This window comes from Microbacterium sp. zg.B48 (assembly GCF_024623505.1).
In the GTDB taxonomy this organism is placed as follows: Bacteria; Actinomycetota; Actinomycetes; order Actinomycetales; family Microbacteriaceae; genus Microbacterium.
In genome coordinates, this window is the sequence record NZ_JANJFE010000003.1 from 367,957 (window position 1) to 394,217 (window position 26,261).

Annotated in this window: 25 protein-coding genes and 2 tRNA genes; 7 read left to right on the forward strand and 20 right to left on the reverse strand. The window is 69.0% G+C overall.

What is annotated here, in order from left to right; all coding sequences use genetic code 11:
- Positions 1-118: 118 nt before the first annotated feature.
- Entirely contained in the window at positions 119-1,174 is a 1,056-nt protein-coding gene (locus NQ152_RS03680) for an NADPH:quinone reductase (RefSeq protein ID WP_257523040.1), read from the forward strand.
- Here the strand turns inward: NQ152_RS03680 and NQ152_RS03685 are convergent.
- The 10 genes from NQ152_RS03685 to NQ152_RS03730 all read right to left on the reverse strand — a co-directional run bounded on the left by NQ152_RS03685 (position 1,162) and on the right by NQ152_RS03730 (position 10,622).
- A tRNA-Thr gene (locus NQ152_RS03685) sits at positions 1,162-1,237 on the reverse strand. The two genes, NQ152_RS03680 and NQ152_RS03685, sit on opposite strands and share 13 nt — an antisense overlap.
- A gap of 83 nt (positions 1,238-1,320) precedes the next feature.
- A complete protein-coding gene (locus tag NQ152_RS03690) occupies positions 1,321-2,856 on the reverse strand; it encodes an alpha/beta hydrolase (RefSeq protein ID WP_257523041.1) in 1,536 nt (511 codons plus the stop codon).
- Between the two features lie 56 nt (positions 2,857-2,912).
- Entirely contained in the window at positions 2,913-4,103 is a 1,191-nt protein-coding gene (locus NQ152_RS03695; RefSeq protein WP_257523042.1) for a DNA polymerase III subunit delta', read from the reverse strand.
- Between the two features lie 10 nt (positions 4,104-4,113).
- The gene (gene tmk, locus NQ152_RS03700) at positions 4,114-4,824 is read right to left on the reverse strand and encodes a dTMP kinase (protein WP_257523043.1); all 711 of its coding nucleotides are present in this window, start codon (positions 4,822-4,824) and stop codon (positions 4,114-4,116) included.
- The gene (gene topA / locus NQ152_RS03705) at positions 4,821-7,595 is read right to left on the reverse strand and encodes a type I DNA topoisomerase (protein WP_257523044.1); all 2,775 of its coding nucleotides are present in this window, start codon (positions 7,593-7,595) and stop codon (positions 4,821-4,823) included. Before topA ends, tmk begins: the two co-directional genes overlap by 4 nt.
- Before the next feature lie 67 nt (positions 7,596-7,662).
- Positions 7,663-7,980, reverse strand: a complete 318-nt coding sequence (locus tag NQ152_RS03710; RefSeq protein ID WP_257503456.1) for a helicase — start codon at positions 7,978-7,980, stop codon at positions 7,663-7,665.
- Positions 7,980-8,282: a TadE family type IV pilus minor pilin gene (locus tag NQ152_RS03715; protein ID WP_308209098.1), complete on the reverse strand. Its 303-nt coding sequence runs from the start codon at positions 8,280-8,282 to the stop codon at positions 7,980-7,982. The genes NQ152_RS03710 and NQ152_RS03715 overlap by 1 nt, the downstream gene beginning before the upstream one ends.
- A 29-nt stretch (positions 8,283-8,311) precedes the next feature.
- The gene (locus NQ152_RS03720; RefSeq protein ID WP_257503458.1) at positions 8,312-8,506 is read right to left on the reverse strand and encodes a DUF4244 domain-containing protein; all 195 of its coding nucleotides are present in this window, start codon (positions 8,504-8,506) and stop codon (positions 8,312-8,314) included.
- 104 nt (positions 8,507-8,610) lie between these two features.
- Complete coding sequence (locus NQ152_RS03725; RefSeq protein ID WP_257523045.1) at positions 8,611-9,549, reverse strand: type II secretion system F family protein; 939 nt, start codon at positions 9,547-9,549, stop codon at positions 8,611-8,613.
- Entirely contained in the window at positions 9,534-10,622 is a 1,089-nt protein-coding gene (locus tag NQ152_RS03730) for a TadA family conjugal transfer-associated ATPase (protein ID WP_257523046.1), read from the reverse strand. Before NQ152_RS03730 ends, NQ152_RS03725 begins: the two co-directional genes overlap by 16 nt.
- A 417-nt stretch (positions 10,623-11,039) precedes the next feature.
- Between NQ152_RS03730 and acs the strand changes: the two genes are divergently transcribed.
- Entirely contained in the window at positions 11,040-13,007 is a 1,968-nt protein-coding gene (gene acs, locus NQ152_RS03735; RefSeq protein WP_257523047.1) for an acetate--CoA ligase, read from the forward strand.
- A 12-nt stretch (positions 13,008-13,019) separates the two neighbouring features.
- Here the strand turns inward: acs and NQ152_RS03740 are convergent, their stop codons facing one another.
- Together NQ152_RS03740 and NQ152_RS03745 are read right to left on the reverse strand one after the other, a co-directional pair.
- Entirely contained in the window at positions 13,020-13,487 is a 468-nt protein-coding gene (locus NQ152_RS03740) for a RidA family protein (protein WP_257523048.1), read from the reverse strand.
- Positions 13,484-13,705: a DUF4177 domain-containing protein gene (locus NQ152_RS03745; RefSeq protein WP_257523049.1), complete on the reverse strand. Its 222-nt coding sequence runs from the start codon at positions 13,703-13,705 to the stop codon at positions 13,484-13,486. Before NQ152_RS03745 ends, NQ152_RS03740 begins: the two co-directional genes overlap by 4 nt.
- A gap of 96 nt (positions 13,706-13,801) precedes the next feature.
- On the opposite strand from NQ152_RS03745, the gene NQ152_RS03750 reads away from it, so the two are divergent.
- From NQ152_RS03750 to NQ152_RS03770, 5 genes are all read left to right on the forward strand, one after another.
- Entirely contained in the window at positions 13,802-16,510 is a 2,709-nt protein-coding gene (locus tag NQ152_RS03750) for a transglycosylase domain-containing protein (RefSeq protein WP_257523050.1), read from the forward strand.
- The gene (locus NQ152_RS03755; RefSeq protein ID WP_257523051.1) at positions 16,510-17,448 is read left to right on the forward strand and encodes a metallophosphoesterase; all 939 of its coding nucleotides are present in this window, start codon (positions 16,510-16,512) and stop codon (positions 17,446-17,448) included. Before NQ152_RS03750 ends, NQ152_RS03755 begins: the two co-directional genes overlap by 1 nt.
- 139 nt (positions 17,449-17,587) lie before the next feature.
- Positions 17,588-19,483 carry a hypothetical protein gene (locus NQ152_RS03760; protein ID WP_257523052.1) on the forward strand — a complete coding sequence of 632 codons (1,896 nt, stop codon included), beginning with the start codon at positions 17,588-17,590 and terminating at the stop codon, positions 19,481-19,483.
- Between the two features lie 70 nt (positions 19,484-19,553).
- Positions 19,554-19,627 (forward strand) — tRNA-Pro (locus NQ152_RS03765).
- Positions 19,628-19,704: 77 nt separating this feature from the next.
- Positions 19,705-20,493, forward strand: a complete 789-nt coding sequence (locus tag NQ152_RS03770; protein ID WP_257503467.1) for an HAD-IIB family hydrolase — start codon at positions 19,705-19,707, stop codon at positions 20,491-20,493.
- A gap of 29 nt (positions 20,494-20,522) precedes the next feature.
- Here the strand turns inward: NQ152_RS03770 and NQ152_RS03775 are convergent, their stop codons facing one another.
- From NQ152_RS03775 to NQ152_RS03810, 8 genes are all read right to left on the reverse strand, one after another.
- Positions 20,523-21,797 carry an alpha-hydroxy acid oxidase gene (locus tag NQ152_RS03775; RefSeq protein WP_257523053.1) on the reverse strand — a complete coding sequence of 425 codons (1,275 nt, stop codon included), beginning with the start codon at positions 21,795-21,797 and terminating at the stop codon, positions 20,523-20,525.
- A gap of 45 nt (positions 21,798-21,842) precedes the next feature.
- The gene (locus NQ152_RS03780; RefSeq protein WP_257503482.1) at positions 21,843-22,565 is read right to left on the reverse strand and encodes a hypothetical protein; all 723 of its coding nucleotides are present in this window, start codon (positions 22,563-22,565) and stop codon (positions 21,843-21,845) included.
- Between the two features lie 142 nt (positions 22,566-22,707).
- Positions 22,708-23,097, reverse strand: a complete 390-nt coding sequence (locus NQ152_RS03785) for a hypothetical protein (RefSeq protein ID WP_257523054.1) — start codon at positions 23,095-23,097, stop codon at positions 22,708-22,710.
- A gap of 20 nt (positions 23,098-23,117) precedes the next feature.
- Positions 23,118-23,738: a DNA/RNA non-specific endonuclease gene (locus NQ152_RS03790; RefSeq protein WP_257523055.1), complete on the reverse strand. Its 621-nt coding sequence runs from the start codon at positions 23,736-23,738 to the stop codon at positions 23,118-23,120.
- Complete coding sequence (locus NQ152_RS03795) at positions 23,738-24,439, reverse strand: hypothetical protein (protein ID WP_257503471.1); 702 nt, start codon at positions 24,437-24,439, stop codon at positions 23,738-23,740. The genes NQ152_RS03790 and NQ152_RS03795 overlap by 1 nt, the downstream gene beginning before the upstream one ends.
- A gap of 158 nt (positions 24,440-24,597) precedes the next feature.
- The gene (locus NQ152_RS03800; RefSeq protein ID WP_257503472.1) at positions 24,598-24,882 is read right to left on the reverse strand and encodes a hypothetical protein; all 285 of its coding nucleotides are present in this window, start codon (positions 24,880-24,882) and stop codon (positions 24,598-24,600) included.
- Positions 24,883-24,897: 15 nt separating this feature from the next.
- The gene (locus NQ152_RS03805; protein WP_257503473.1) at positions 24,898-25,542 is read right to left on the reverse strand and encodes a hypothetical protein; all 645 of its coding nucleotides are present in this window, start codon (positions 25,540-25,542) and stop codon (positions 24,898-24,900) included.
- Positions 25,542-26,261: hypothetical protein (locus NQ152_RS03810; protein ID WP_257523056.1), on the reverse strand; the 720-nt coding region annotated here is incomplete at its 5' end. The genes NQ152_RS03810 and NQ152_RS03805, both read right to left, overlap by 1 nt.

Genomic DNA, 26,261 nt, shown 5'->3' on the forward strand with positions numbered 1-26,261 from the left:
AGGCCGAGACGACCGCCCCCGCACGATTCCGCGACGTGGAAGCCCAGGTGTGTGCTGACTGCCTGAGCGCCGCTGCCCGCGTCGGAATGTTTGCCGGCGCTTCTGCCTTGGAGACCTCATGCGCGCAATCATCTACTCCCAGTCCGGACCGTCGTCGGTTCTCGAACTGACCGACCGACCGCTGGCCGAGCCCGGGCCGGATGAGGTCCGGGTCCGTATCGCCGTGTCGGGGGTCAACCCGACGGACTGGAAGGCCCGCGCGGGAAACAGGCCACTCGAGTTCGCCGACGTCGTCCCCAACCAGGATGGGGCGGGCGTGGTGGATGCTGTCGGTTCCGATGTCGAGGATTTCACGGTCGGCGACCGTGTGTGGCTCTTCCTCGCCGCCCACCAGCGCCCGACCGGGACCGCGCAGGAGTGGACGGTGGTGCCGGCGAGTCGCGTCGTCCATCTCCCCGACGGCATCGGCTTCGATGTGGCCGCCAGTCTGGGCGTGCCCGCGATGACCGCTCATCGTGCGCTCACCGTGCACGAACTCGGCCCGGCGCGTCTCGCGCCCGGCGCCCTGGACGGACGAGTGGTGCTGGTGCAGGGTGGCGCGGGCGCCGTCGGACACGCCGCTATCCAACTGGCGGTATGGGCGGGCGCCACGGTGATCGCCACGGTCAGCTGCGATGAGAAGGCGGCGCTGGCCCGCGCGGCAGGTGCGCATCACGTCCTTCAGTACCCGGATCGTAATCTCTCCGCCCACGTGCTTTCCGTCGCTCCCCGCGGCGTCGATCACATCGTCGAGGTCGCGCCCGCGCAGAACGCCGCGCTCGATGTGGAGGTGCTCGCCAACCACGGCAGCATCGCGTACTACGCGAACAACAACGGCGACGAGTTCAGCGTGCCGATCGCGACGAGCTTCGCGAAGAACGCGCGCTGGCAGGGGCTGCTGCTCTACACCGTGGGCCCGGAGGCGCTGGCCGTCGCCGCCGAAGACATCACCGCAGCCCTCGAGGCGGGCGCCCTCCCCGTAGGTGAAGAAGCCGGCCTGCCGCTGACGTGGTTCTCGCTCGAGGACACGGCATCCGCGCACGATGCCGTTGAGGACGGAGTCACCGGAAAGGTTCTGATCCGCGTCACCGACGACCTGGGGCGACCCCCCGGACAGGTGTGTGGAGCCACCTAAGGGAATCGAACCCTTGACCTATTCATTACGAGTGAATCGCTCTGCCGACTGAGCTAAGGTGGCGTGTTTCGCTTGCGCGACGCACGAACATCGATCTTACAGGGTCGCCGGTGCCCCCGCGAACCCGCGGAGGCCCGGCATCCGTCCTATTCGCAGCGCAGCCCGTCCTGGGGCACGGTGCCACCGAGCAGATACGCCTCGACGGCCGCATCCACGCAGGCGTTGCCCTTGTTGTAGCCGGTGTGCCCCTCCCCCACCCGTGTGATCAGGACGCCGGACGCGAGCTGATCGGCGAGCGAGACGGACCACTCGTACGGCGTCGCCGGATCGTTCGTGGTTCCCACCACCACGATCGGCGGTGCACCTTCGGCGGTGATCTCCCCGCGGATCCCGGTCGGCGGGTACGGCCAGACGGCACACGGATCCACGCCCGTCCAGTACGGCGCGACCGTGGGCGCCTCCACCGCGAGCCGCTCGTCACCGGCCGCGATCTCTTCCGGGGTGATGGCGGGGTAGTCCATGCAGTTGTACGCCCGGAACGCTTCGGTCGAGTTGTCCAGGTAGGCGCCGTTCACGCGGTTGTAGTAGAAGTCCGCGAGCTGGAACGCGACATCCGGATTGCCCTCCAGCACCTCGGTCAGCGCGGCGGTCAGGAACGGCCAGCTCCCTTCGGAGTACAACGCTGCAACGATGCCGGTCAGCAGCGAGTCCGCCCCCAGTATCCTGCCGTCCGACGCCGGAAGCGGGGAGCGTGCGACGCCCGCCAGCAGGGTGCCCAGGTCGGCCATGGCCTCGTCGACCGTGCCGCGGAACGGGCAGTCCGACCCGTCCAGACAGGCCGCCACGTACGCACGCAGGGCGGATTCGAAACCGACCCCCTGCACGACGTTCACGTCCACGATTGACGCGGCGGGGTCGACGGCACCGTCCAGAACGAGCCGCCCCACCCGGTCCGGGTAGAGCTGCGCGTAGGTCGCCCCGAGGAAGGTGCCGTAGGAGTAGCCGAGATAGTGCAGTTCGGAGTCCCCCAGCACGGCGCGCAGCAGGTCCATGTCGCGGGCGGAGTTCTCCGTCGTGATGTACGGGAGGATGCCGCCGCTGTTGGCGTCGCAGGCGGCGGCGAACTCCTCGTTGGCCTCGGTGCGCTCGGCGATCCACGCGTCGGAGCCGCGGGGCGCGGAGGGGATGCCGAACAGGTAGGCATCCATGTCAGCCGGCTCGTAGCAGCGCACCGCGGTCGACGCGCCCACCCCGCGCGGGTCGAACCCGACGATGTCGTACTGCTCCTGCAGCGGTTCCCGAGCGGCGAAGTCGACGCTCTCGCGGACGAAGTCCACGCCGCTGGCCCCCGGTCCGCCGGGGTTGATCAGCAGGGAGCCGATCGGTGTGCCCGACACCGCCCGTTGACGGATGACGGAGAGCTCGATCTGACCGGCACCGGGATTCGACCAGTCCAGCGGCGCGGTGACCGTCGTGCATTCGAACGCGTCGCAGGGCACCCAGGTGAGCGGCTGCGAGTAGAACGGGATGAGGTCGGCCCCCACCCCGTCCGTGTCCGGCGTCGCACTGGCGGACGAGCGCGGCGGGGATTCCGGGATGACGGAGTACAGGCATCCGGACAGGGCGAGGGATGCCGCGGCCAGCGTCGTGATGAGGGCGACGAGCCGGCGCGTGCGGCGCACCGGGCCCGAGGTTCGGCGGCGCGCGGGAGTGCCCGCCGTTCGCGGGAGGTGGAGGTTCACGGGGTCCTTCCGCTCGCAACCGTCACGAGCATGCTTTCCAGGGCGAGAGTCGGTGCGACGTTCTGCTCCAGGTTGCGGCGGGTCTCGGCGATCCGGTCGAGGACGACCAGGGTGCGCTCCGGGGTCCACGCGGCGGCGAGCGCGCGCAGTTCCGGCTCGAGTTCGCGATTGATCAGGTCGCCCTCATCCGGTCCCCCGCGTCCGAACTGCAGCATCACGACGTCCCGGAACATGGACTGCAGATCGGTGAGGACCCGATCGATACCGTCGCGGAGGCTGCGGGTCGCGCGACGCTTCTGATCGTCCTCCAGAGCGCTCAGCTGCGAGCGGACCGCAGGCGGAACAGCAGCTCCTTCGGCGATGCCGAGCGTGCGCAGCAGGCCAGCCCGCTCGGTGCTGTCGCGTTCGGCGGTCAGGGCCTTGGCGTCCTCGGTCGCCGCCTGCACGACGCGGCCGGCGACATCGACGGCATCGCCGACGCCGCGCACGGCCAGGACGCCGCGCAGGGTCTGGTCGCGACGCGCGCGTGCCCCGGCGTCGGTGGCGAGGCGCTGCGCCATCCCGATGTGGCGCTGCGCGTGCCGGGCGGACTGCTCCGCGACGGCGAGGTCGATGCCGGTGCGCCGTGCGATCAGACGCGCGACGTCCGCGATGTCAGGCTCGCGCAGTCGCAGCGTGCGCACCCGCGAGCGGATGGTGGGCAGCAGATCCGCGTCGCTGGGCGCGCACAGGATCCAGACGGTGCGCTCCGGCGGCTCCTCCAGCGCCTTCAGCAGGACGTTGGAGGTGCGCTCCACCATCCGGTCCGCGTCTTCCATGACGATGACGCGGTACCGGCCGAGGGACGGGCCGAAATAGGAGCGCTCGACGAGAGCACGTGCGTCCTTGATGGAGATGATGACGCCCTCCGTGCGCAGGGCCGTCATGTCCGGGTGGGTGCCGGCGAGCACCTGCCGCATGGTCCGCTCATCGCCGTCCTCGGCGATCAGCGCGGCGGCGAACGCATAGGCGAGGGTCGATCGTCCCGAGCCCGGCGGGCCCGTGATCAGCCACGCGTGCGTCATGGACGCGGGATCGGATGCCGCCGCCCGCAGCGTCGCCACGGCGGCGTCCTGCCCCCAGACAGCGCCCCACGGGACCTCGACCTCTGTCGCCGCGGGAGCATCCGCGATCGCCGCGCTGTCCATGGCGTCCAGCCTAATCGGCGCTGACGACAGCGTCCGGCGCGGCCCGCTGATCCAGGAGCAGCTGGACGCGTCCCTGGATGTCCGTCGCCAGGTCGGCCGGCACGCGGGCGGCGTCCAGCACGAGGAAGCGCTCGGGTTCCGCGGCGGCCAGGGCGAGGAACTCGGTGCGCACACTGTCGTGGAAGCCGTCGTGCTCGGCCTCGAGCCGGTCGAAAGGCTTGTCGTCGGCAGCCAGCCGATCGCGGGCCAGTCCGGAATCCAGGTCGAGCAGCACGGTCAGGTCCGGAAGCAGCCCCTCGGCAGCCCACAGGGAGAGGTCGCGGACTTCGTCACGGCCCAGGACGCGTCCGGCGCCCTGGTAGGCGACGGATGAGTCCAGGTAGCGGTCCTGAATGACCACGCCTCCGCGGGACAGCGCCGGTCGCACGACGGTCGCGATGTGCTGCGCCCGGTCCGCCGCGTACAGGAGCGCCTCGGCACGCGGAGCGACCTCGCCGCGATGGTGCAGGACGATGTCCCGGATCAGCACGCCGACCTCGCTGCCGCCCGGCTCCCGGGTCCGCACGACCGTGCGGCCGCGCGCGACGAGCCACTCCTCCAGCAGCGCCGCCTGGGTGGTCTTGCCGACGCCGTCGCCCCCCTCGAACGTGACGAACAGACCGGCCCGCGCTCCCGCGGAGCCCGGCGCGCCGGACGTCGGTCCCGGAACGTCGATGCTCACTTCTTCTTCGCCGGTGCCTTGCGGGTGGTGGCCGCCTTGCGCACCGGAGTCCGCTTGGGCGCCGGGCCCTTCGCACGCTTGTCGGCGATCAGTTCCACGGCCCGCTCGAACGTGATGTCCATCGCGACCTCGCCGCGGGGAATGGTCGCGTTCGTCTCGCCGTCGGTGACGTAGGGGCCGAACCGGCCGTCCTTCAGCTTGATGGGCTTGCCGCTGACCGGATCGTTCTCGAACTCCTTGAGCGCGCTGGACGCGCGCCGGGCGCCGTACTTGGGCAGCGCGTAGATCGCGAGCGCCTGATCGAGGGTGATGTCGAAGATGAGCTGTTCGGAGTCCAGCGTGCGCGAGTCGGTGCCCTTCTTCAGATACGGCCCGTAGCGCCCGTTCTGAGCGGTGATCGGCTCCCCCGACTCGGGATCCACACCCACCGTGCGGGGCAGGTCCAGCAGGCGCAGTGCGGTCTCCAGGTCGAGGCTGTCGACAGACATGGACTTGAACAGGGATGCCGTGCGAGGTTTGGGCGCGGCATCCTTCTTGGCTGTGCCCTTCTTGGCTGTGCCCTTCTTGGCGGCACCCTTCTTCGGCGCTTCCTCGACGACCTCTCCGGTCGCTTCGTCCACAGCCGTCGGGTCCTCGGGATCGGTCTCCTCGACGTAGGGCCCGAAGCGGCCGTCCTTGACGACCACGAGCTTGCCGTTCTCGGGGTTCTCACCGAGCACACGGTTGCCCGCGACCGGCGCGTCGATCAGCTCCTGGGCCTTGTCCGGCGTCAGTTCATCCGGGGCCAGGTCCTCGGGGATGTTCACGCGGCGCGGCGGAGCGTCCGGGTTGTCCGGGTCGATGATGTCCAGGTAGGGCCCGTACTTGCCGAATCGCAGCGTCGTGGTGGCGCTGATCGGCGTCGCGTTCAGCTCGCGCGCGTCGATCTCACCGAGGTTCTCGACGATGTTGCGCAGTCCGGGCTGGGTGTCGGAGCCGAAGTAGAACTCGCGCAGCCAGGCGGTGCGCTGCTGCTCGCCGCGGGCGATCGCATCCAGGTCGTCCTCGAGGGCGGCCGTGAAGTCGTAGTCGACGAGGTCGGCGAAGTGCTCCTCGAGCAGGCGGATGACGCTGAACGCGAGCCAGCTGGGAACCAGCGCCTGCCCGCGTTTGGTGACATAGCCGCGGTCCAGGATCACGTCGATGATGCTGGCGAACGTGGAGGGGCGGCCGATGCCCTTCTCCTCGAGGGCCTTCACCAGGCTGGCCTCCGTGTAGCGGGGCTTGGGCGTGGTGGCGTGGCCCTTGGGCTCGACCTCTTTGAGTCGGAGGGCGTCGCCGATGGCGAGGATCGGCAGCGACTGGTCGTCGGCCTTGTCCGCGTCACCGCGCTTCTCGTCGCGACCCTCTTCGTACGCTTCGAGGAATCCCTTGAAGGTGTACACCGTGCCGGATGCCGTGAACTCGGCCCGCTGCACCTCACCGTCGACGGGCGCGTCCACGGTGAGCGTGACCGTGGTGGTCTCGTACTTGGCGTCGGACATCTGGCTGGCGACGGTGCGCTTCCAAATCAGGTCGTACATCCGCTGCTCGTCGCGATCCAGCTCGGCGGACACAGAAGCGGGGGTGCGGAACTGCTCGCCCGACGGACGGATCGCCTCGTGCGCCTCCTGCGCGTTCTTGCTCTTGCTCCGGTACACGCGCGGGTTCAGCGGCACGGCCTTCTCGCCGTACAGCGAAACCGCCTGCTCACGCGCCGCGGTGATCGCCTGAGTGCTCAGGGCGGTCGAGTCGGTGCGCATATAGGTGATGAACCCCTTCTCGTAGAGACGCTGCGCGACGCTCATCGCGTGCTTGGCGCTCATCGAGAGCTTGCGACCGGCCTCCTGCTGGAGAGTCGAGGTCGTGAAGGGAGGCTTCGGGCTGCGGCTGCCGGGCTTGGATTCCAGGGCGGTGACGGATGCTTCGCCGACGCCTTCGATCGCCGCGGCGAGCGTGCGCGCCTTGACCTCGTCGAGGACGACGACGACCTTCTTGAGCTGGCCACGGTCGTCGAAGTCGGTTCCGCGGGCCAGCGGGGCACCGTCGATCCGTGCCAGACGAGTCGTGAAGGATGCTTCGTCGGGCTCCGGCGAGGACTTCGTCAGCGCGAGCGCCTGGACGTCCCAGTAGCCGGCGGAGACGAACGCCATGCGCTCGCGCTCGCGTTCGACGACCATCCGCGTGGCCGCGGACTGCACACGCCCGGCGCTCAGCGCCGCGCCTTCGCGGCCGCTGCCGACCTTGCGCCACAGCACCGGCGAGACGTCCCACCCGTACAGGCGATCCAACAGGCGCCGGGTCTCCTGCGCGTCCACCAGGGCGTGATCGAGTTCACGGGTGTCCTCGACCGCGGCCCGGATCGCGTCCTTGGTGATCTCGTGGAAGACCATGCGGCGCACGGGCACCTTGGGCTTGAGCACCTCGAGAAGGTGCCACGCGATGGCCTCGCCTTCGCGGTCCTCATCAGTGGCGAGCAGGACTTCGTCGGCGTTCTTCAGGGCGCGCTTGAGCTCGGCGACCGTCTTGGTCTTCCGGTCGTTGACGACGTAATAGGGATCGAAGTCGTTGTCGATGTCGATCGAGTACTTGCCGTACGCGGACTTCTTGTCGGCGGGGATGTCCTTCTTACTCGCGAGATCGCGGATGTGACCGACTGAACTGAGTACCTCGTAGTCATCTCCGAGATAGCCCTGGATCGACTTCATCTTCGTCGGTGACTCGACGATGACGAGCTTCTTGCCTGTTGCCAACGGGGGCGTCCTTTCTTCGAAGCACACCATACACACCACTCGGCAGGCAGGCGCTGTGAACGCCGGCTCACCGCGGCGGCCCGGCACGGGCCGAAGCGGTCGCCGTGAGCCACCCGAAAGCGCCGGTCACCGTCACCGTCACGACGAGTTCATCCCGATCGCAAGCGGCGATTCGGGCGGCCGAGGTCGCCGCGATCTGGGCGGCACGCGCGCACGGTTCCCCCTCGACGGCGCCGGACGCCGCGTCGGCCGCCGCGAGCGCTGCGGCGTCCGCCACGCCCGCGAGATTCTGCGAGAACGCCGCCGCGGAGCCCGCTGTCACAAGGCTCAACGAGAGCGTCGCCGCGCACGCGACCACACCGACGCAGAGCAGCGTTCCCGCCATCAGCGACCCCCGTCCAGCGCGCAGCCGGTCGCGTTCAGGATGAGCGGCAGGGCGTGGCCCGCGGGCGCTGTCACGCGCACGCAGACCAGGTCCCCGCGGGCCTCGATAACGACGTGCGCGCCGGGGACCGCGGTGGCCACCACCCCGGGCGCGCCGTCGGGTTCGCCGCGCGCGGCGAGTCGCGCGGCGTCGGCCGCAGCATCCTGGAGGCTGACCTGCCGCGCGCACGCGCCCAGCGCCCCCGCGCCCAGCAGCAGGACGAGCGCGACCGCGGGCAGGGCGACGGCGAATTCGGCGACCACCGAACCACGGTCGCCGAGCCCGCGGCGCATCACGCGACCGTGAGCGCGCGTCGCACGAGGTCCGTGAGGATGCCGCGCACCTCGTCGCTGCGCATGATGACGACGAGGAGCCCGGCGAACGCGACAGCGGCCATGGTCGCGATCGCGTACTCCGCGGTGGCGGCGCCCGCGTCGTCGGCGAAGAGCTGCGACGCGCGGGCGCGGGTGAGACGGGGCAGTGACATGGAGGGGTTCCTTCCTGATCGGTGGGCACGGTCGGTGGGCACAGTCGGCGAGCACAGTCGGTGGGCACAGGCGGTGGGCACAGTCGGTGGGCACAGTCGGTGGATCAGATCGTCATCGGCATCGCTGTCATCACGCTGAGGAGCATCGGCGCGACGCCGAGCAGCATGAACGCCGGGAGCGTGCAGACGCCGAGCGGAAGCAGCAGCCGCGACGACAGGCGGGCAGCGCGCAGGCGCCCCTCGACCCGGGCGCGGTGGCGCGCGAGGGCCGAGGATGCGCGCAGCAGTTCCACGGCGGGCACGCCTGCACTGCGGGAAAGGTCCAGGAGTGCGTCGGTCTCGGCATCCGTTCCGTCGCCGGTTGCCGCCTGGACGAGACGGCGGGCACGGTCGATCGACACGCCGCCGCTCAACGCGATGGCCAGAAGCTCCGCGCCCAGGCCGGGGATGCCGGATCCGGCGCGGGCTCGCCTCACCAGCGCCGCGTTCCAGCGGTGCGCGGCCAGGATCAGCGCACTCCCGAGCACGAGGCACGCGATGCCGATCGGATGACTGACGAGCGTGCCGAACGTGTCGAAGCCCAGCGCGACGCCGAGGAGGACAGCCACCAGGGGAAGCCAGCCCATCAGCTTCGCGGTGGCGGCCGGTTCGGCGAGCGCCACGCGCACCTCGTCCGCCGCCTCCTGCGCGTCGCGCAGCGCGGCCGACAACGCCCGCAGACTCTCCGCGAGGGGTGCACCGACGGCGGTGGCGACCTCCCACGCGGCAGCCACGTCGCGCCACGGATCCGTGTCATCCGGCGCCGGCTTCGCAGATCGGACGATCCGCCGTCGACCGGCGGTTGCGGGTGTGGCCGCGGCGGTCGCGATCGCAGCAGCCAGCGGGACACCCGTCGCCACGCGTTCTCCGACGCGCGCCGCATGGGGATCCCCGGACTCGGCGAGGTACGTCCAGGCACGGGCCGGGGCGATGCCCGCCTGCAGCAGCACCGCCAGTCTCAGCACCGTCTCGGCGATCGACGCGCTCATCACCCGAGCTGCCATGGCAGCTCCTCGATCTCCAGGCGCCCCGCGGCGTTGACCACGGGGCGTCCGGCGGCCGCCAGGCGGCGAAGCCCGTCCACATCCCGGGCGACGTGCAGGACGTAGCCGATGGCGCTGGCGGCCTGGCGTGCCAGGGCCCGATCGTCCAGCCCGGCCAGCGCCCCGAGCGCCTCGAGCCGCGCCGGCACATCGTGCAGCCCGTTCGCGTGCAGCGTCCCCGCCCCGCCGTCGTGGCCGGTGTTCAGGGCGCTGAGCAGCTCCCGAACCTCCTCGCCGCGGCATTCGCCCACGACGAGCCGGTCCGGCCGCATCCGCAGGGCTTCGCGCACCAGGCGGGCCAGGCCGATCGCGCCCGCCCCCTCGAGATTCGCCTGGCGCGCCTCGAGCTTGACGTGGTGGGGGTGCTGCACACGCAGTTCTGCGACGTCCTCGATCGTGACGATCCGTTCCGCGACCGGCGCACGGCCGAGCAGCGCTGCCAGCAGCGTCGTCTTGCCCGCGCCGGCTGCGCCGGTGATCAGCAGGTTGGCGCGTCGTCCGACCAGCTCCTCCAGCCGTCTGCGGGTCGGCGCGTCGAACATGCCCCGCGATTCGAGTGCGGCCAGGTCGGGGCTTTCCAGACGTGGCACGCGGATGGAGATGGCTGTTCCTTCCGCGGCGACCGGGGGAAGCACGGCGTGCACGCGCATCCCGCCCTCGAGGCGGACATCCACGCACGGGGTCGCGTCGTCGATGTGGCGCCCGCCCAGCCCGATGAGCGCGACGGCCAGATCGCGCACGTCCTCTTCCCTGGCGCGCCACTCCTGGGCCGGTGCCGCGCCACGGCCGCGGTCGACGAAGAGCCCGGCGGCGCCGTTGACGAACAGGTCGGTCACCTCCGGGTCATCGAGGTACCGTGCCAGTGGTTGCAGAGCGGGATGCCCCGTGCCGGCAGGGCGCCGACGCGTCGCCGGAACGGAGACAGCGCTGTCCGGGCCGCTCGCTCCGGGGACGTGGGTCGCGGTCGGGGCGGAGCCGCCCGGCGGCAACGCGTCGCCCGGGACCCGGGGTTGGACGACGAACCGTTCGCGCATGCCTCGACGTTAGGTCGACATCGGAGCGTCCCGATCAGCGTCTCGCGTTCCCGTGCAGAGCGTCATAAGAGAGGCACCTGGGGAGGAGTGGCGACCGGGAAAGAGAGGGCGGCATCCCATGGGGGGAATGGGATGCCGCCACAAGCGACACCACAGTTCGGGGGAGGGTCGGGTGCCGCAATGCCAGAATCAAATGTTCGGCCGGGGACGAGCATACGCACATTCCATCGGGCCTCCAAACATCCTCATCAGGCTGTGACCGATATATCGTTTCGCCCCCGGCTGGCCGTGCGCGGGGCCGCTGCGCTCCCCACTATCGGAGGTAGTGACCGCCGGGGACGCTGGATAGATTGGCCCTGTCGTTGCGGCACGTCTTCCCGACCGTGCAGCCCCGGGACGGCCCGCGAAGGAGCGAGCATGAGCAGCCAGATCGACCACCTCCTCTCTGAGAGCCGGCGGTTCGCACCACCACCGGCGTTCGCGCAGAACGCCGTGGGGACAGCCGAGCTGTATGCGAAGGCCGCGGCCGATCGCGACGGCTTCTGGGCGGAGCAGGCCCGCGACCTGCACTGGCACACGCCGTTCACACAGGTTCTGGACTGGTCCAATCCGCCGTTCGCGACATGGTTCGCCGATGGTGAGCTCAATGTCTCCTACAACTGCCTCGACCGGCATGTGGAGGCGGGCAACGGCGATCGGGTCGCGCTCCTCTGGGAAGGCGAGCCGGGCGAATCACGGCAGATGACCTACGCCGAGCTGACCGACGAGGTCAAGCGGCTGGCGAACGTGCTCGAGGGCCTCGGGATCGGAGAGGGCGACCGGGTCGCCGTCTACATGCCGATGATCCCCGAGGCGATCGCCGCGATGCTCGCCGTCGCGCGCCTCGGCGCGATCCACTCGGTGGTGTTCGGTGGCTTCTCGGCCGACAGCCTGCGCTCCCGCATCGACGATGCCGGGGCCAAGCTGGTCATCACCGCCGACGGCGGCTACCGCAAGGGCAAAGTCTCCTCGCTCAAGCCCGCCGTGGACATGGCGCTGTCCGACCGCAACGGCGCCGGCATCCAGGAGACCGTGGAGCACGTCCTGGTCGTCCGGCGCGGCGGCAACAGGGTCGAGTGGACCGAGGGCCGTGACATCTGGTGGCACGACGTCGTGCCGCAGGCTCCGGCCGAACACGAGGCCCGGGCCTTCCCTGCCGAGACACCGCTGTTCATCCTGTACACCTCGGGCACGACCGGCAAGCCCAAGGGCATCATGCACTCCTCGGGCGGCTACCTCACGCAGGCGGCCTTCACCAACAAGGTCGTCCACGACATCCACCCCGAGACCGATGTGTTCTGGTGCACGGCCGACATCGGCTGGATCACGGGGCACACCTACGTCGCGTACGGCCCGCTCGCGAACGGCGCAACACAGGTGCTGTACGAGGGGACGCCGGATACGCCGCATCCGGGCCGCTGGTGGGAGATCGTGGAGAAGTACGGCGTGACGGTGCTGTACACGGCGCCCACCGCGATCCGGTCGTTCATGAAGATCGGCCGGTCGGTGCCCAAGAAGTTCGACCTGTCCTCGTTGCGGCTGCTGGGCTCGGTGGGTGAGCCGATCAACCCGGAAGCGTGGATGTGGTACCGCAAGATCATCGGCGGCAAGACCGCGCCGATCGTGGACACCTGGTGGCAGACCGAGACCGGCGCGATCATGATCTCGGCCCTGCCCGGGGTCACCGAGACCAAGCCCGGAAGCGCCCAGGTGCCGCTGCCGGGCATCTCGATCGACGTGGTCGATGACGACGGCGTCCACGTCGGCAACGGCAACGGCGGACTGCTGGTGGTCACCGAGCCGTGGCCCAGCATGCTTCGCGGTATCTGGGGCGACCCGGAGCGGTACAAGGAGACCTACTGGGACAAGTTCGCCGCGCAGGGCTACTACTTCGCCGGCGACGGCGCGCGTCTGGACGACGACGGCGATGTGTGGTTCCTCGGACGCGTCGACGACGTCATGAACGTCTCCGGTCACCGGCTGTCGACGACCGAGATCGAATCCGCGCTGGTCGCGAACGAGGCCGTCGCCGAAGCGGCGGTGGTGGGCGCATCGGACGAGACCACCGGCCAGGCGGTCGCGGCGTTCGTGATCATCAAACAGAGCTATCTCGCGGCCCACTCCCCCGACGGTCTTGCGCAGTCACTGCGCGGATGGGTCGGGGAGCAGATCGGACCGATCGCACGACCGCGAGACGTGTACATCGTCGAGGAGCTGCCCAAGACCCGCTCCGGAAAGATCATGCGCCGGCTGCTGCGCGACGTCGCCGAGGGCCGCGAGGTCGGAGACACCACCACGCTCGCCGACACCGCGGTGATGTCGGTGATCTCCGCGCAGGTGCGGTAGCCCCCGCTCGGGCTATGCGTAGGTGAAGACGACCTCGACCTCGACGGGACTGTCCAGCGGCAGGACCGAAACGCCGACGGCGGACCGGGCATGGCGCCCCGCTTCGCCGAAGATCTCGCCGAGCACGTTGCTCGCGCCGTTGACCACACCGGGCTGACCGGTGAAGTCCGCGACCGATGCGACGAAACCGACCACCTTGACGACGCCGGTGAGCCGATCCGCTCCGCCGACGGCGGCCGCGGCAGCCGCGACGGCGTTCAGCGCGCACTGGCGCGCATAGGAGGTGGCGTCCTCGGCGGGGATCAACCCGGGTCCGACTCCGACCTTGCCGGTGGCGGGAAGCGACCCGGCCACCATCGGCAGCTGCCCGGCGGTGTACACCAGATCGGCGTGCGCCTTGGCCGGAACGTACGCAGCCAGCGGCGGTACGACGGTCGGAAGCTCGATGCCCAGCTCGGCCAGCCGGTCGGTGACGGTCACTGCGCGGTTCCTTCGAACTGCCGGGCCGCCTGGGCCGCAGCATCCAGGCCCGCGTTGGCCGCGCCGCCCGCAGAGGGGCGCTTCAGGTAGGCGACCAGCCCGCCTTCCGGCCCGGGCACGACCTGCACGAGCTCCCAGCCCTGCTTGCCCCAGTTGTTGAGGATCGCCGCAGTGTTGTGGATGAGAAGCGGGGTGGTGAGGTACTCCCACGTGGTCATAGAGGCTCCGAAGGGTCGCGGGCGGATGCGGGGAATCGGCGCGAAAAGGCGGGTCCGTAAAGAAATCGCCCAGGTAGCTCCCCTACGATCAAGCCTATGCCTGATACGAAACGGACGGCCAGCGGCGTGCTCGGCGGCCTCCTGGGACTGGTCGGACTGAGCGCTGTCGCGGGAGTTCTGATCACCGCGACGGTCACCCCCGCCATCGCCTTGTCCGGCGCGGCGGCGACCAGCGCGATCACGATGTTCGACAACCTGCCCAGCGTCCTGGACATCGACAAGCTGATGGTGCCGACGACCGTGTACGCGAAGAACCCGGACACGGGCGAGGACATCCAGCTGGCGCAGTTCTACGACCAGAACCGCTCCCCGGTCGAGTTCACCGAGGTCGCTCCGGTCATGTACGACGCGATCCTCTCCAGCGAGGACCCCCGCTTCTATCAGCATGGCGGTGTCGATCTGATCGGCACCTCGCGCGCGCTGCTGCAGAACATGCAGGGCGGCGGCGAGACGCAGGGCGGCTCATCGATCAGCCAGCAGTACGTCAAGAACGTCCTGATCCAGCGCTGCGAGCGCGACGCCACCACCGGCGAAGAGCTCCTGGACTGCTGGAACGAGGCGACCACGGCGTCAGGCACCGAGGGCATCCAGCGCAAGCTGCAGGAGATGCGGTACGCGATCGCCCTGGAGCAGAAGTATTCCAAGAACGACATCCTGCTGGGCTACCTGAACATCGCCAACCTCGGCGGGCAGACCTACGGCGTCGACGCGGCCGCCAAGTACTACTTCGGCGTCGCGGCGAAGGATCTCACCCTGTCGCAGGCGGCGACGATCGCCGGAATCGTGCAGAACCCGAACACCTACCGGATCGACCAGCCCGCCGGATCGATCTTCGACGCCAACGGGGTCGGCTACAACAAGGCTCCCGACGGCCTGGTCGACGACGTTCCGAAGGGTCAGCTGGCCGCGCTGGACACCCTGCTGGCCGACGGCACCATCACGCAGGAGCAGTACGTCGCCGCCGCGGACGGATACAGCTCCACCAAGGGCCGCCAGCTCTACGTCCTCAGCCGGATGCTGGATGACGGAAAGATCACGCAGGAGCAGTACGTCGCCGCGGTGATCGAACCGCTCACCCCCTCGCTGCACCCCGCCACGACCGGCTGTGCCGTGGCCGGCGGAGCCGCATACTTCTGCCAGTACGTGAAGAACATCATCAAGACCGACCCTGCCTTCGGCGCGACCCCCGAGGACCGCATCCGCATGCTGCAGCGCGGCGGCCTGAACGTCTACACGACGCTGGACCCGCGGGTGCAGATGCCGGCCGAGGCCTCGATGGCCGAGAATGCGCCGAGATCGGTCGAGGGCTGGGTGTCCCCGGACACCGGCAAGTTCGGCGCCGCCACGGTGAGCATCGAGAACACCACCGGCCGGATCCTCTCCATCGCGCAGAACACGACTTTCAGCGAGGATGCCGGACTGGCGGGCGACCCGAACTTCTCGTCCCTGGTCTACGCCGGAGATGAGAAGTACGGCAACTCCGGTGGATTCGAAGCGGGATCGACGTTCAAGATCTTCACCCTCGTGGACTGGCTCGAAAAGGGCCACTCCGTCAACGAGACCCTCAACGGTCGAGTGCGCATCTTCAAGAGGATGACCAACAGCTGCACGGGCGACTGGGTGAACGTCGAGAACGCCCGGGTGTCCAACTTCAACAATCAGAGCGGCTACACCGGAACCCCGATGCAGTTCACCCGGGATTCGCTCAACACCGGCTACTTCGCGATGGCCGAGCAGCTCGACCTGTGCGACATCCAGAAGGTGGCGACCAAGATGGGAGCCACCCGCGGTGACGGCACACCTGTCTCGATGGACACGCTGTTCTCGGTGATCGGGTCGAACAACCTCTCGCCGATCGCGATGGCCGGCGCCTACGGAACTGTCGCCAACAACGGCATCTACTGCCAGCCGCGCGCGATCGACCGGGTCACCGACTCCGACGGCAACGAGATCACGCCGCCGCAGACGTCATGCACGCAGGTGCTCGACCCCGCTGTGGCCGCGACGGCCGCGTACGCCCTGGAGGGTGTGATGAACGGCGGCACCGGCGCGGCGGCGAACCCCAACGACGGCGTCGACGTGATCGGCAAGACCGGAACACATGAGCAGAAGCAGACCTGGATGGTGGAATCCAGCACCAACGTGGTCACTGCCGCGTGGGTCGGCAACTCCACCGGCAGCGGCGACCTGTTCCGCCGGGGATTGTCCAACCTCCGCTATCAGCTCGCGGAAGACGTCCAGCGCGCCGCGAACGCCGTGTACGGCGGCAATTCGTTCCCCGGACCCGACTCGAACCTGACCCGCCGGGTGCTGCGCGATCTGCCCAACGTGGTCGGTCTGAGCATCCCGGAAGCCCAGCAGCGACTGGATGCGGCCGGATTCGATTCCGCCGTGGGGGAACCTGTGGACTCGCCCGAGGCTGAGGGCATCGTGGCCGCCCAGGACCCGGGTGCGGGCAGCGTCGCCGGGGGCACCACGGTGACCATCCACCCCAGCAACGGCCAGGGTCTGGCGGTGCCGGACATCGCGGGACGCTCTCTGAATGAGGCGAAACAGGCGCTCCGCGGCGCCGGGTTCGGCAACGTCGCGGACGGCGCCTGCACCGTCAACGCCGCCGCGGGCGCCCAGCCCACCGCCACCGGAACCTCACCGGGGGCCGGCAGCCTGGTCAATCGCAATGCCGCAATCGCCGTGAACTACTCGAGCCTGATCTGCGCCGGCGGCTTCGGCCCCGGCAACGGCTAGTGCCGGGCTCGCAGGCGAAGACCGCCCTCACCGCCCTCGCGGCGGTGGGGGCGGTCGGCGCGAGCGCCGCGATCTGGGGCGTCGGCATCGAGCGCTACCTGTTCACGGTGCGCGAGCACACCGTGACCGTGCTGCCGGCGGGCAGCGCCCCGCTGCGGGTTCTGCACCTGTCCGACGCCCACATGGCGCCGTGGCAGCACCGCAAGCAGCGCTGGATGGCCTCGCTGGCCGAGCAGTGGCGACCCGATCTGGTCGTCAACACCGGCGACAACCTCGGCCACGTGCGAGGGCTCGGCGGTCTGCGCGCCGCCCTCGACCCGCTGCGCGGCATCCCGGGTATGTTCGTGCACGGCTCCAACGACCACGCCGCCCCGCAACCGCGCAACCCGCTCCGGTACTTCACGGGTCCGTCGAAGGTCAGAACGGCGAGCGAGCCGTTGGATGCCGCGGCGCTGGATGGCTATCTGGCCGATGAGCTGGGCTGGCTGGATCTGAACAACGCGGTCGGCTCCATCGACATCGCGGGCGCCCGCATCGACGCGTTCGGGGTCAGCGACGCCCACCGCGGCTGGGACGCGCTCGGTGTCCTCCCCCGGCTCCTGGAGGACCTGCGCGCCGACGTCGGTCCCGCCACACTCACACTGGGAGTGACCCACGCCCCGTACCGGCGCGTCCTGGACTCCTTCGTCGACCTGGGCGCCGACATGATCTTCGCCGGCCACACGCACGGCGGCCAGGTGCGCGTGCCCGGGTACGGCGCACTCGTGGCCAACTGCGACATCCCGCTGCGCCAGGCCCGCGGCCTGAGCCGGTGGCGGCATGCCGGCAGGTCGGTACCGCTGAACGTCAGCGCCGGTCTCGGCCACTCGATCTACGCCCCGGTGCGGTTCGCTTGCCGACCCGAGGCGTCGCTGATCACCCTCCTCCCCCGCGCGTAGCCGCGCCGGACGACCCCGTCCCACGGCGGCTCCTCCCCAGCCCGCGGACGCCCCCGAGAACCCCCCGATGCCCGTGCCGGCAATCGGCGACGCGCCCGGGTGGACGACGATCGGAGCCTGTCCACTCGGAGGAGAAGCCATGCCGGTGCCCGCCCAGACACGCCACGTCCAGACAAGCCACGTCCAGACAAGCCACGTCCAGACAAGCCACGTCCAGCAACGCCTCGTCCCAGCCCGCGCCACCCGCGGAGTGATGGCGATCGCGCTCGCCTGCGTGCTGGCCGCACTCGCGGTCATCGCCGCGCCGGCGCCCGCGCACGCCGCGGCCCCGGGTGCCGGCTTCGGCACGTGGGCGCCGCTGTCGCCGTACGGGTGGCACGGCTCGATGGTGATCGACGGAGTGCACACGTACTGCATCCTCCCCGGCGCGCCGGCACCGACCGGCACCAGCGTCGACCACGGGGTGAGCGGGTCGGCCGCGGGGCTGTCGCCGCAGCAGCTGACCGGGATCAATCTGCTCGTGACGAAATACGGCCAGACCGGCGATCCGGTGCAGGCTGCAGCCGTCGGCTGGGCCGTGAAGGCGATCGCGAACTGGGACGAGACGCTGCACCACTTCGGCTATCGCGGCGACTCCCTGGCCGGTGCCATCCACTGGACCTTCTCGGCCCTCGCCCCCGAGCAGAACGCGAGCGTCCAGAACCTCGCCGTCGCCTACTACGAGGAGGGCCGAAGCACGCCCCCCGGCGTAGCCGCCGCCTCCGGTGCGCTTGTCTTCACGACGGATGCCGCGGAACCCGCGCACGGCAGCGTGCGCGTGGATGCCTCCACCCACGCGGCCCGCGGCACGCTCACCCTGGCGAACGCCACATTCGCCGACACGGGCACCAGCACGCTGCCGAACGCCGCGCCCGGGCGCGACTACGCCATCACCGCTCAGCCGCCTGCCCCCGGCCGCCCGTACGTCGTCACCGGCAGCGGGCGCTTCGTGGTGCAGGACGTCGCGGCCGTGCGTCACTTCACGACGGCCGGAGGCCAGGACACCGCCGGACCGGCCGGGGAGGTCGGCTTCGACGTCTCCGGTGAGGATGCCGCCCCCCGCGTCCCGCTGTTCGCGCCGACGGTGTCCACCCAGGTCGCGTCGAAATACGTGGCCGCCGGCTCGTTCATCGACGCCATCGTGTTCGGCGGCTCCGTTGAGCACTGGCCCCGGTCACCGGACGGCGGATTCCTTCCGGTGACGGCTGCCGGGACGGTCTACCGCACCGAGAGCGTGCCCGCCCGCGCTGAGGCCGGCGTGCCGACCGACGCGGTGGCCGTGGGGACGCTCGCGCTGACCACGGACGAGCGGGGCGGGCCGACGACGTCGTACACCGTGATCTCGGGGTGGGCTCTTCCGGGGCCGGGGGTCTACACCGCCGTGTGGACGGTGGACCGGGGGGCGCAGACCGAGGCCGTGGCCGGTCATCTTCGGGCGGACTACACCTGGACGGAGAGTTTCGGCGAGACGACGCAGATCGCGATGGTGCCGGCCGTCTCGTCGCTGGCCGAGCCGACGGTGACCGCCGAGTCGCCACTGACGGACACGGTCATCGTGGGCTCGCCGCTTCCCGCCGAGGGGCTGCTCGTCTCGTCCGCGGTCTACCTCGCTCCGGACGGCACCGCCCCGGCGGAGGTGTGCACGCCGTCGAACCTGGTGTGGGCCAGCGACCCACACCTCATGACCGCTCCGGGCGAACACACGGTGACCTCACCGGTTCCGGGTCAACCCGGTACGTACTTCTGGCAGGAGCGCGCCATGGACGCGGCCGGCGAAGTGGTCCACCTGGGCGAGTGCGGGACGCCGAGCGAAACGACCCGCGTGCTCGCACCCGCAGCGGCGGATTCGGCTCCGCAGGCGCCCGCACTCGCCGCCACCGGGCTCGCCACGGACCGAAGCCATGCCATCGGCGCGATCGCCGTCGGGTGCCTCACAGCGGGTGCCACCTCCCTGACCCTCTCCCGGCGCCGACGTCTCGCAAGCCCGATCGGATGATCCACCGAGCCACTGAGTTGCGCCTGCGTTCGAAGGACGCCGGAGCATCGGGTAGACTCGAACGGTTGCACGGGGTGTGGCGCAGCTTGGTAGCGCGCGTCGTTCGGGACGACGAGGCCGCAGGTTCAAATCCTGTCACCCCGACAGCAGAGAGGCTCCGCACCGCTTCTGGAAAGAAGCAGTGCGGAGCCTTTCGTCTACCGCCCCCGGACAGGAGCACTGTGACCGAAACGCCCGCTGACAGCATCCCGCCGCGACTGGTCGCTTTCGATCTGGACGACACGCTGGCCCCCTCGAAGGCCGCGATCGATCCGCGCATCGGCCGACTGCTGATCCAGCTCGCGGAACGCGTCGAGGTGGCGATCATCTCCGGCGGTCAGCTGGAGCAGTTCCGCGCGCAGGTGGTGGACCGACTGCCGGATGCGCCGGCCGAGACCCTGACCCACGTCCATCTGCTGCCCACCTGCGGCACCCAGTACTACCGAATCACGCCCGACGGCATCGACACCGTGTACGCGCATTCGCTCACCGAGGACCAGAAGACGCGGGCGCTGCGCGCCGTCGAGCAAGAGGCACGTCGGCTGGGACTGTGGGAGCCCGAGACGTGGGGCGACATCCTGGAGGACCGCGGCTCGCAGATCACCTTCTCGGCTCTCGGGCAGCATGCGCCGCTGGATGCCAAGAAGGCATGGGACCCCACCGGGGCGAAGAAGAGCGCACTGCGGGATGCCGTGGCCCCTCGGATTCCCGATCTGGAGGTGCGCTCGGGCGGCTCGACATCGATCGACATCACTCATCGCGGTATCGACAAGGCGTACGGCATGCGGCAGCTCGCCGAGCAGACGGGTATTCCGCTGGAGGGCATGCTGTTCGTCGGCGACCGGCTGGACCCGGATGGTAACGACTATCCGGTACTCGAGATGGGCGTGGACTGCCACGCGGTCACCGGCTGGGAAGACACCGCCGAATACCTGGATGAACTGCTGCCGACGTTGACGATCCGGCGCTGAGCCGCCCCTTCGAGTCGCCCGGCGTCCGTTCACGGCTGAACGGCCGGATGCCGCGGACTGTCCTGTCTGTCGACGGTGAGCGGCACCAGCCGCGCCAGCTGGGTGACATGTGACGGCTCGAGCTCGGCCAGTGAGGCCACGCCCAGGAGCGTCATGGTGCGGGCGATCTCGTCCCGCAGAATCGCGATGGCACGGTCCACTCCGGCTCGTCCGCCGGCCATGAGCCCGTACAGGTACGCCCGCCCCACGAGCGTGAACTTCGCGCCGAGGGCGACCGACGCAACGATGTCTGCTCCGTTCATGATGCCGGTGTCGATCATCACGGTGGCGTCCCGGCCGACCTCCCGCACGACCGCCGGCAGCAGATGGAACGGGACCGGGGCGCGATCCAGCTGGCGCCCGCCGTGGTTGGACAGGACGACGCCGTCCACCCCGGCGTCGATCAGTCGGACCGAGTCCGCAACGGTCTGGACGCCTTTGACCACGATCTTGCCCGGCCACAGGTCACGGATCACGGCGAGGTCGTCGAAGCCGATGGTCGGGTCCATCGCCGCGTTCAGCAGCTCCGCGACCGTCCCCCCGGTCGTGGACAGAGACGCGAATTCGAGCTTGGGTGTGGTGAGGAAGTCGTACCACCACCACGGTCTCGGGATCGCGTTGAGGATCGTGCCGACGGTCAACTGCGGAGGGATGGAGAAACCGTTGCGCTTGTCACGGAGGCGGGCTCCCGCCACCGGGGTGTCCACCGTGAACAGCAGCGTGTCGAAACCCGCTGCGGCGGCACGACGCACCAGCCCGTAGGAGATCTCCCGATCACGCATGACGTACAGCTGGAACCAGTTCCGCCCGCCTGGGTTCGCCGCGCGGACGTCCTCGATGGAGGTCGTGCCCAGGGTGGACAGGGTGAACGGGATCCCGGCAGCGCCGGCTGCCGCCGCCCCTGCCGATTCACCCTCGGTGTGCATCAGTCGCGTGAACCCCGTCGGCGCGATGCCGAACGGCAGAGCGCTGGATCCGCCCAGGATGGTGGTGGACATGTCGACGAGGTCCGCGGGACGGAGGATGCCGGGGTGGAACTCGATGTCCTGGAACGCCTGTCGGGCCCTGGTCAGCGACAACTCCCCCTCGGCGGCGCCGTCGGTGTAATCGAAGGCTGCTTTCGGTGTGCGACGTTTCGCGATCGTCCGCAGATCGGCGATGGTGAGCGCGGCACCCAGACGGCGCTTCCTGCCGTTCAGTTCCGGCTTCTTGAACTGCATGAGCTCGAGCAGCTCGACGGGTTTGGGGAGCTGGCGCTTGACCATCGTCGGTCCTTTCGTCGGGCGCGGGCCAGACCCGTCCGGGGCGCGTCAGTCGCTCTCGGAGTCGATCCGATTCCGCAGCGTCTCGTCGTCCAGGAGAGGCAGATCGGCGCGCGTGACGACATGAGACGTCACCGCATACTCGACCAGGCGGGCACGCCGGTTCGTCGCGAGCTTGCCGGCCCCACCGCGAAGACCCTGCACGCCCATGCGGTCCAGTTTGTCGCACACGTTGTCGAGCTTGCGGTTGAACTTGCTCATCGTCCAACCCAGTCGCTGCGCTGCCGCGCTCGACGACGGCAGCTCGTTCATGCTGACGCCCTCACGACGCAGCATCGGTTCGGCCAGAGCGACGATGAGCAGCTTCTGCAGGGGCGTGAAACTGGCCGGCATGACCGTGGTCTCGCCACTCATCGACGCGTACACCTGGCGCGAAACCTCGTACGGCGCCTGCTCGGTGTGCAGGCTCAGCTCGTAGGTGACGGGGCCGGCCGTGAACACGATGACACTGCGCTCGAAAACGAGCGGCATCCGCGCCCCCGGTGAGAGCCATGACTGCACGGCTCCACCGGCGCTCGAGATCGTGGCCGCCAGTCGCACCCCGACGTTCGCGAGCCACCACAGCCCGTCGCGGTGCGACAGCTCCAGGAAGTGCCGATGCAGATACCGGTTGTCGTCGATCTCAAGGTCGCCCTCGCGACCGATGATGAACGGCCGGTCGATCGGCAGGTCGTGCCACTCGCCGGCGAACTCAAGTCGAAGTGGCGCCACGTCGCCCGCGCCCTCCGCGTCGAGGCTGTCGAGCTCGCTTGCCGATTTCACATCTGTCACGTAACGCTCCTTCACCTGACATCCTGCCAGCAAGAGTGCGTCACCGGCGTGACGCGGCGTCGGATGAAGTCACGCGGCCGGGTCACGTGAATTGGGGGCGCAACTCCTCACGCAGCTGCCTGAAGTTGCGCGGGGTCGTCTTCCAGCGCCCCTCGTCCGTCTCCTCGAAGGTCACCCGGTACTCACCCGTCGTGCGGTCCAGCTGCACGAGGGCTTTCCGCGGCAGGGCCTCGCCGGGCTTGTAATAGCTGTCGGTGTAGGCCTTCAGCGCGGGTGCCACCGCCCACGGATCCGACGCCACGGCCGATACCACGCCGTCGGGCCAGTAGAGGTAGCCGTGCGCCTCGTTGAACTCCCCGTCGGGGAACTCCAGGATGATTGCCAGAGCCTCCCAGCCCTCCGCGTCGAGGTTGGGCGCTTGCATGTTGTCGATGAGAGCGCGGATGAGATCGGCTGTGACATTTTCTGGCATGGAGTTCCTCTCGAGTCTGTTCACCGCGTGTGGATGCGGTCGAAGGTCTCGCCGTTGACGTTCGCGAAACTCGGATTACGGACCTCGATGATGTCGCCGGTCGATGGGTCGGACACCACATACACAACCTGAAAATTATCAGGTCGGACGGCACCGGGAGGGTCGACCTGAATGCGGTAGTCGACGCGGGCGCCCTCGGCAACCCAGTCGGCCCACTCGCTCTCCATCTTCTTCCATGCGCCGCGATTGAGGTTGGCGATCTGCGGCACGATTCCTTCATCCCGGGTGTCCCCGAAGAAGCGGTGCGCACCCAGGTGGCCGCCGTCGTCCCCGGGATTGCCCAGTCGGCCGATCGCCGTCGCATTGTCGCCTCGAGCGGAGCCGCCGAAATCCTCGAGGATCTTCCCCTGCTCCTGCACCGGCCGTCCGGTGTCAGGATCGAAGTGCGTCGTCTTGGTGTTGGGGCCGCGCGTGGTGACGGTGTTGGCGTACTTGTCCGTGTCGCGGACCTGCCGCACGACGTTGTCCAGGTGGTCCGTGATCCGGTCGGCGAGCTGGGGAAGCCGGTCACTCAGACGGCGACCCGCGTCCGCGACCGATTGCTTCAACTCGCGCATCACTGCCCGTGCGCCGGCACTCATCAGTCGTCTCCTCCGAAGTCGAGCGCGGAGAACTCCGCGAAGAACGTGGAGGTCACCGACTGAAGGTCTGCACCATGCAGCTTCATCGTCGCCTGCGCATCCTCCAAGGCAGCCAGATCCGCATAGAACTCATCCGAATCCCCCGCGGTCGCCTCCACCATCGGCGCATCCAGGACCGCGTCGATCACCGCAGGCAGCTGCTCCGACATCGGCTCGATCGCCAACGGCAGAAGCTGATTCAGCAGCTGTTCCACGGCGATGTCCACCGCCGCGTTCAACAGCTTCTTCTTGACCAGCAGCATCGGCCCCGCACCGGCAGCGGTGAGCGGATTCGTCAGCATCGCAACCAGCGTGATCAACGTCGACGACACATCAACGATGACCTTCATCTTCAACGCGAAGATCGCCTCCGCACCGACATCCATCGCCATCGCAGCCGGCGGCATGATGTCGACCAGCTTCTGCAGATTCTGCGACCGGTTCGCGTTCCACGCACCCAACGTCGCCGGCCCCGTCTGCCCCCGCATCGCACCGGAGATATCGCCGTTGACCTTGCGATCGACCGCCTGGATCACATCCTCCAGATCAGTGCCCAGATTGCGGACCAGAACCGCGCCCTTGCGCACCTCGTCCTCATCGATGTCCGGCCACTCGAACCCGAGCTTCTCCATCACCCAGACCAGCTCGTTCGGCAACATCATCCCCACGGCCACACCTCCTGAGTCGAATCTACGTTTCGGGTCAGGAACCGACCATGGGTAGCACTTCCCACCAGCTGCGCATCACGGCAGTGGTCACGGTCGCCTCGGGCGCTCTGCGCGCACGTGACCGCAGAAGGGCCGTCACCGCGCCAGAGGGGTCACCTCACCAGGTACGTGAAGTAGTTCGAGAGCTTCTCGAGCGCAGCGGCGGACAGCTCGGGGTGCCTCTCGTGCATCACCTGCTCGACCTCTTCGCCGATGTCGACGAGCGACTTGTCCGCCCAGTCGATCCGGATCCTCGAGGTCTCGTCGAGAACCGCGCGGACCGCTTCACGAGCGGCATCCGTACCGAACCTGGCCTCGAACTCCTCGTCGTTCTGGCCCGGGTAGTTCTTGAGGAACACCACAACGGCTTCGCTGATGTCCAGATGTTGGTCCGTCATGACGGTGCCTTTCGGTCAGAGCTGCGCCCAGATGCCGGTGTCGGGGTCGAGCTGGCTGATGCTCGTGACATTCGGGTTGTCCACCAGCCGCGGGATCTCGACAGTCTGCCAGATGTTTCCCGGCCGCAGATCGCTGCCGACGACCGCGCGGACCTGTCCGCTCGCGTTCTCCGCGAACGCCGCCGAGGCGTCCTCCCAGAAGCGCACGGACTCCGGGTCCTTCTGGTTCCAGACCGGAAGCGGGTCGACTCCGTTGGCGGCCAGCGTCTGTTCCAGCGTCCGCCCGCCGCTTCCGGTGGCGATGTTCTCGGCGATGCCGGACCCGCCGGGCCCGACACCGACACCGTTGGCGTCCCGACCGGACCAGTAGAACGCCGTGTCCGGGTCCGTCCTGGTCAACGCGCGAAGCTCGTCGATGGAGGGGAGGCTGCCGGGCTCATATCGACCGTCCTGGCCGCGCACGGGATTGTACGGTCGGGGGGCCGCGGGAGTGTCCGGCGCGTCGTCGAACTTGTCCTTGTCGCGAACCTGACGCACGACGTTGTCGAGATGGTCGTTCATGTTGTCGGCGAGATGGTGGAGTTTGTCTCTGCTGTGCGCGGTTCCCTTGAGAACCGCTTGCCGCAACTCCCGGAAGACCGCTTTGGTCGCACTGCTCATCAGTCGTCTCCTCCGAAGTCGAGCGCGGAGAACTCCGCGAAGAACGTGGAGGTCACCGACTGAAGGTCTGCACCATGCAGCTTCATCGTCGCCTGCGCATCCTCCAAGGCAGCCAGATCCGCATAGAACTCATCCGAATCCCCCGCGGTCGCCTCCACCATCGGCGCATCCAGGACCGCGTCGATCACCGCAGGCAGCTGCTCCGACATCGGCTCGATCGCCAACGGCAGAAGCTGATTCAGCAGCTGTTCCACGGCGATGTCCACCGCCGCGTTCAACAGCTTCTTCTTGACCAGCAGCATCGGCCCCGCACCGGCAGCGGTGAGCGGATTCGTCAGCATCGCAACCAGCGTGATCAACGTCGACGACACATCAACGATGACCTTCATCTTCAACGCGAAGATCGCCTCCGCACCGACATCCATCGCCATCGCAGCCGGCGGCATGATGTCGACCAGCTTCTGCAGATTCTGCGACCGGTTCGCGTTCCACGCACCCAACGTCGCCGGCCCCGTCTGCCCCCGCATCGCACCGGAGATATCGCCGTTGACCTTGCGATCGACCGCCTGGATCACATCCTCCAGATCAGTGCCCAGATTGCGGACCAGAACCGCGCCCTTGCGCACCTCGTCCTCATCGATGTCCGGCCACTCGAACCCGAGCTTCTCCATCACCCAGACCAGCTCGTTCGGCAACATCATCCCCACGGCCACACCTCC